The sequence below is a fragment of the Methylophaga pinxianii genome (genome assembly GCF_020447225.1).
GTDB classification, from domain to species: domain Bacteria; phylum Pseudomonadota; class Gammaproteobacteria; order Nitrosococcales; family Methylophagaceae; genus Methylophaga; species Methylophaga pinxianii.
Genome location: NZ_JAJAEO010000115.1, coordinates 1 through 5,622, shown reverse-complemented (window position 1 = coordinate 5,622; position 5,622 = coordinate 1). Strand labels below are relative to the sequence as shown.

The 5,622-nt window shown below is 45.6% G+C and carries 6 protein-coding genes; 3 read left to right on the top strand and 3 right to left on the bottom strand.

Translation table 11 applies throughout. The annotated features are described in order from the left end of the window. Positions 1-206: 206 nt before the first annotated feature. Positions 207-413 carry a hypothetical protein gene (locus LGT40_RS01055; RefSeq protein ID WP_226069718.1) on the top strand — a complete coding sequence of 69 codons (207 nt, stop codon included), beginning with the start codon at positions 207-209 and terminating at the stop codon, positions 411-413. Positions 414-631: 218 nt separating this feature from the next. Here the strand turns inward: LGT40_RS01055 and LGT40_RS01050 are convergent, their stop codons facing one another. From LGT40_RS01050 to LGT40_RS01040, 3 genes are all read right to left on the bottom strand, one after another. Beyond that, entirely contained in the window at positions 632-925 is a 294-nt protein-coding gene (locus LGT40_RS01050) for a hypothetical protein (RefSeq protein WP_226069717.1), read from the bottom strand. After that, entirely contained in the window at positions 925-1,242 is a 318-nt protein-coding gene (locus LGT40_RS01045) for a hypothetical protein (RefSeq protein ID WP_226069716.1), read from the bottom strand. The genes LGT40_RS01050 and LGT40_RS01045 overlap by 1 nt, the downstream gene beginning before the upstream one ends. A gap of 78 nt (positions 1,243-1,320) precedes the next feature. Further along, positions 1,321-2,388, bottom strand: a complete 1,068-nt coding sequence (locus tag LGT40_RS01040; RefSeq protein ID WP_226069715.1) for an integrase domain-containing protein — start codon at positions 2,386-2,388, stop codon at positions 1,321-1,323. A 1,282-nt stretch (positions 2,389-3,670) separates the two neighbouring features. Here LGT40_RS01040 and LGT40_RS01035 point away from each other — a divergent pair. Next, on the top strand, positions 3,671-4,672 hold the full coding sequence (locus LGT40_RS01035) for a PRTRC system protein D (RefSeq protein WP_226069714.1): 1,002 nt from the start codon (positions 3,671-3,673) through the stop codon (positions 4,670-4,672). Continuing rightward, entirely contained in the window at positions 4,672-4,929 is a 258-nt protein-coding gene (locus tag LGT40_RS01030; protein ID WP_226069713.1) for a hypothetical protein, read from the top strand. Before LGT40_RS01035 ends, LGT40_RS01030 begins: the two co-directional genes overlap by 1 nt. Positions 4,930-5,622: the final 693 nt, after the last annotated feature.

Here is a 5,622-nt window from a genome sequence, read left to right as displayed (position 1 = left end):
CATATCGGGCCTGCTGGCAGCGTCTGATCAGGCTGTAAAGTGGCTGGTGCAGCAATCAATGGCCTATGGCGAGTATGTTTCGGTGACCCCGTTCTTTAGCAGAACAATTCGCGTATTTTTGTAACGATATCAAACTTCGCCTCAGTAACGACACGCCATCCTCTATATCTGCCTTCCCAGAATGGATAGACAACAAATTTAATTCTGTGCGAGTCGAATATGCCAGGCTGCTGATCGCCCCTTTTGGTGAGCAGGTAGATCCGAAACGTGTTTCCTATTATTTCGAGAAGCTGGATGCGGCTTTGTCCGACATAGACGAGAAAGCGGGACGGCTTCTCAATGATTCCGCATGGTATCTGTCAAAAGCTGCTGGTGGGTTGAGTGATGCTGATAGGAAATCTCTCGGCTTTTGAGTGGCGAATTGAGTCCCGATAGGGTTAATCAGGATTGCCAGAGCGGATAGTGAATAACTGTAGTTTGTTGTTTTCAGGTAATGCCTGTGCAAGCTAACGCGCCTGCGGCTTGTTGGATACAAAAAAACCGTTAAGGAGGCCTTAACGGTTTTTTTGTATCTTCAGTTGATTCATTTCTGGTATGCCACTCGCGTTACGATCGCAATACGTTTACTACATTAATATGTGTGTGTAGATTGAGCGCCAGTCCAGTTTTCAATCGTCTGTCCAGTGGTTTGGCAGGTGTAATCTGTTGGAACCAGTTCGATTGGTTTGTTGCATCTTTTGGCCGCTTCTTGGTACCGCTTTGAAATCTTAATTGCTTCATCCACCGTGACTGGTGTTTCCAGCACAAAGTTGCCCAGGATAATGTGCACCTCGCCTGAATAAGAAGGTGAGAAATACAAAATAGTCTCGGTTGTGTTTGTCTGACCATTCATACTCAATGGTGATTGTGTAGCGGCTCGCATCATTACGCCTCTGGGTGAACTGAAGAATGTGAGAGGCTTGTCAGTCTTGGATGGACCATGAATAGACCTTGTTCGATTGTGATAACAGGCTTAATGATTTCAGCCTTCACCAACTCGGTTAGCTCTTTTCGGATTTCCTCTATGGAGCGTTTCGCATCTCGTGCCAACTCATCTGGCCGAGTGATGGCGAACCCGGTGTTTGGGTTCGCTCTATCACTGAGTCTATTTAAGACTTCAATGGTATTGGTGTTTAGTTTGTCAGCTTCACCGGTTGCTGAAATGAGAGGTAGTGCAATATCCCAAGGGTTTTCGTAATTCATGGTCGTTTCCTTTGTGGCGTGAAGGTTAACAATTAAAAAAATAAGGGCAATCAATAACCGGATATTGGTCTGTGCCGGTTAGTCATGACTGCCAATATAGGCACTCGAAATGGATTCACGGCTATGGCCAAGATTTTCTGAAACCAACAGCCTGGCAATCCGCTCTTCTATCTTGTCGATGTCACGAGCGAATTGTGGTACATCTTTGACGGCAGCAGGGTGACCGGTAGTACGTTCATACAATCGCTGTGCGTAACCATGTCTCAGGCCATGCGGTGTAATGCCCGTTTCTCGTGAAATTCCATTTCTTTTTGTGATTCGGTAGTAATGCTTCAACCAACCAGCCAACTCGAAACGTCTTGGCACCATGGAGTCATTATCATCGTGAGTGTAGCTAAGCAGCTCTTCAAGGTATTCGCGCTGCTCATCCGTTTCGACATGCACCAGTCGTGTGCGACCACCCTTGGTTCCCCGTCTGACATTGATGTATTTCTTTTCCGCGTCATAGTCCAATCGCGGCCGAAATAACATGGATTCTTTTGTGCGCAAACCAAATAGATGTGAGAGCTTCAGCTGTCTGCCAGTGTGTTTACAGTCAGCCGTAACTTTTTCAATCAAAGCGTTTACATCAAACTTGTCATCCCAGCTTTTATCTATCCTGGCCACATACTCACGCTTCATGGCCTCCGGGTTCTCAAACATCTCTTTGTCCGACATGAATTCCATCACGCCCTGTTTGCCCATCCACCCCAAAAAGGTTCTCAGAATAGATACTTTTTGGACTACAGAGGCGGGCTTCAGGTCTTCTCTGGATTCCCAGAAACGTGTCAGTGCTTTAACGTGCTTTTGACGGATTTGTGTTGGCAATGTGATCCGATACCCCAGATTATGAAGGTCATGCGCCATCGCCCGGCATTCAATAAACCGAGTAGATTTGGTTTTTTCGCTCACCGGCTTATCCCGTTTGGCATGTTTTCTATTGTGTTTGTAAAGCACTTGCTCGACGTTATAGAGAAAGATGGTTCTCACCGTCCAAGGTTTACCGTGCTTATTGAATCTGCCTCGCATCTCCGGTGCAGCGAATACAAACTCTCCCTCCGTTACGGTCAACGGCGGTGTGTAGGGTTTATGTAATTGTGTACCCATTTTTTTTATCTCCAGTTTTAATCAATTTTCATAAGCAGCTTTCCTCTCTAATTCACTCATTCAAATCATCAGTAGTTATCAATCAATCACCATACGGTAGGGAACTCTCATCAGGTGCAGTTCTGAGCTGCGGCTGAATCTTAAACGTGAGGTTGCCTCTTTCATGGAAGGTTTGGTTCAGACCCGACATGACGCTGCTATCACTGCAAAGCATTGGTAGATGTTCGACCTACCCCTTTACAGAACTTTTAACGATAGTCAGCCACCCAGTTCATCTCTGTCACAGATTTACAAGGCGTCCGGTTAGTTTTGATACACACAAAAATACGAACGTGATTGAATTTGTTCCCAGTGCTCCCCGCCAGCAGGAGGCCCGATCACGGTAGTTCCGCCCTAGTAAAACGCTGCTCCGACAACAGACTGTGTTTACATCAGGTTTTAGGAAAATCTTTTTGTGGTTTCGTATGGATTACAGTCGAACCGTGGTCCGCCGTACTTCGATTGATACGTGCCTCCGTAGAGACAGTGAACTACATGGACGATGACCGCCGTGGCAGTCCGGTTAATACCGTGTCCTGGATGATTTTTAGACATAGAAATCCGTCAACATGCATTTTCAGCATATTTACAGCTCTTTTGTCTTTTCTTTGAGTGGGCAACGTTGCGTGAACGTAGCCTAGAGAGAGCCATTTTTTGTGCAGTTGGCTTGCTGCTCTCTTCAGACCCGGAGGGGCCCGTTTGAAGATTGGGCATATTTTCAGATCAAAGCCCCCCTGTTTGTCAAATTTTTTTGATCCAGTTTTTTCTCATAGTGTGGAATCAGTTTAGCTGATTTTTTCCAATGTCTTGTTTTGACTACAGAAATCGGGTCGGTTTTGCCCCTCAGTCTCCAGCGCGTTTTTTTCCAAAGCAACTTAGGTGCGTTTTTGAGAAAACTGACAGAATTTTGTGATTGAAGTGTCTTAGGTGTCCTGCAGGCGTCCTGCAGGACTTCTAGGGCATGTGAATAATGATTTTATATGGTGTTGAATGTCTGTTTCGGCACGCTAGGTGTCCTGTAGGTGTCCTGCAGGACTTCTCGGGCTTGATTTTATCAATGCGCCCGGTGTAAGCTATCTTCCATCGTCATTTCTGACGCTCCCGCGCGCAACTTCCACGGAAGTGTGCATCAAAAAAGGCCTACTTCAGGCCATATTTCAAACTCAATCTATCGCGTGCTTAATCAAAGGCCTTTGATGCTTTTGCGTGCGCGTTTCTTTTGTTTTTCCGTGGAGGAACGTTCGTGAACAATATTAATCCAGTCATTCGTGCTGTAGACGTTGGCTATGGCAACACTAAATTCATTCGTAACATTGTTAATGGTCGTGCTGTGGCCGATCACTTCCCATCTATTGTGAACCGCCCCAGTGTGAATAAGGGCAGCTTTCAGGAAAGCCCAGACATTTATCAGGTAGTGGTGAACGGCAATCGTTATGAAGTGGGTCCAGGCATTGATGCCGCCCTTGAAGGTGGTGTACGCATCATGCACGAGAACTACATCGAGACAGAAGATTATATGGCGCTAATGTATGGCGCACTCTCTCAAATGAATGTCGATACCATTGATTTGCTGGTGGTTGGTTTGCCAGTGGATTTAATGGGCAGCAAGCGAGCGGTCTTAGAAAAACTGCTTGTTGGTACGCACCGTGTCGGCAATCGAGATGTGCATATCAAAAGAGTGAATGCCGTATCACAGCCATTAGGTGGGTTCCTGCATTACGCCTCACAAGCAAAACTACTTGAAGAATTGAGTAGCACTCGAAACCTGCTGATTGATCCCGGCTTTTTCACTGTGGACTTTCTGGTATCTACAGGCCTTAGAGAAATCAGTGGCAAAAGCGGCAGTCATCCAACCGGAATGAGTGCTTACCTGAAAGCGGTGGCAAAGGGGATTAGCGAAGACCTTTCAATTAATTACGACAACATCTCGCACATTGATGAAGGGATTCGTAAAGGTCGATTCCGTCTGTATGGTCAGGATGTAGATTTAACGAAATACCATCAAGCCGCACTGACCGAAATCATGCCTGCAGTGGATGCCATTTCAAACAAGGTCGGTGACGGTCGGAGTATCGATCAGATTATTCTGGTCGGCGGAGGTGCCCGAATCTTTTTAGATCCGATTAAGAAGCTATTGCCTAAACATCACGTTCATTGTGATGAGCACTCAGTAGTCGCAAACGTGCTTGGCTTTCAAAAAATTGGTGAAGCCTGGTATGCACGGAATCATCGTGAGGTAGCGTGATGGTTGAACAAATTCGTATGAATCAGAAAATACCGAGAGTAGAAGATCCTGAACTCTATGAATACCTGTCTCAGTTCAATGACAGAGGTAGAGCCTATCAAGCACGAAAGCTAATGCTTTTGGGTTTGGTTCAACTTGGAAAGTTAAACGGTGGTGAGGTGGATATCATACCTCCCCCATCTGGCCAGACAGAAGTCGCTGCCGAAAAGGATGAGTTTGATCTCATCTCGGATGCCGGCGTTGGAGATCTGTTTTGACAAGCTCAAATAGAAAAGCCCCGACCTTTTTGCAAAGGTCGGGGCTTTTAATTATCTCCGTGGAAATAATCTCTTGAGTTAGCGTTTTTTATGCTTTTTCGAGTGGTTACGTTCTTGATAAGCTGCAATTGCATACAGACCAAGACCAAATACACCAATTAAAAGTGCAATTTCCATCACTCACCCTCCTGTGTAGCCTTTTCGACTAACCCTAAGATCCAAAAGATTAAACCAACAAAAGTTATTATAGCCGATTTAAATAAGCTAACGCTTTCGATTATAAATCCTGCTAGCCCGGCAATCATTAAGGCGATTGCTATCTTTCTCAGATCTTCCTTAATATTATTAAAATTAACCTTTATCATAGGCATTCTCCAAATAAAAAAGGGAGAACGCCGCCCCTGAAAGGAGAAACATTCTCCCTTCAGGGTTGAGGTTAACTGCGTCCGTAGAAGCAGCAACATTTTTTAAGATACCAACCGTAGTCAGCATCCGTTGAGCACAGCGTTAAAGCAGCCGTGACACTTCAGGTACTTGAATACTCAAGTACGCAGAATCTGTAGTTAAACATTACGCTTAACCGGAAATGATGGCAATTTACCGGATTGCGCGAAAAGCCCCGTCGTTCAGGGCGGGGATGAATAGCGCGGACGGCAGCGCCGTCCTTTGAATACTTAATGAGGTGTTTGCTGT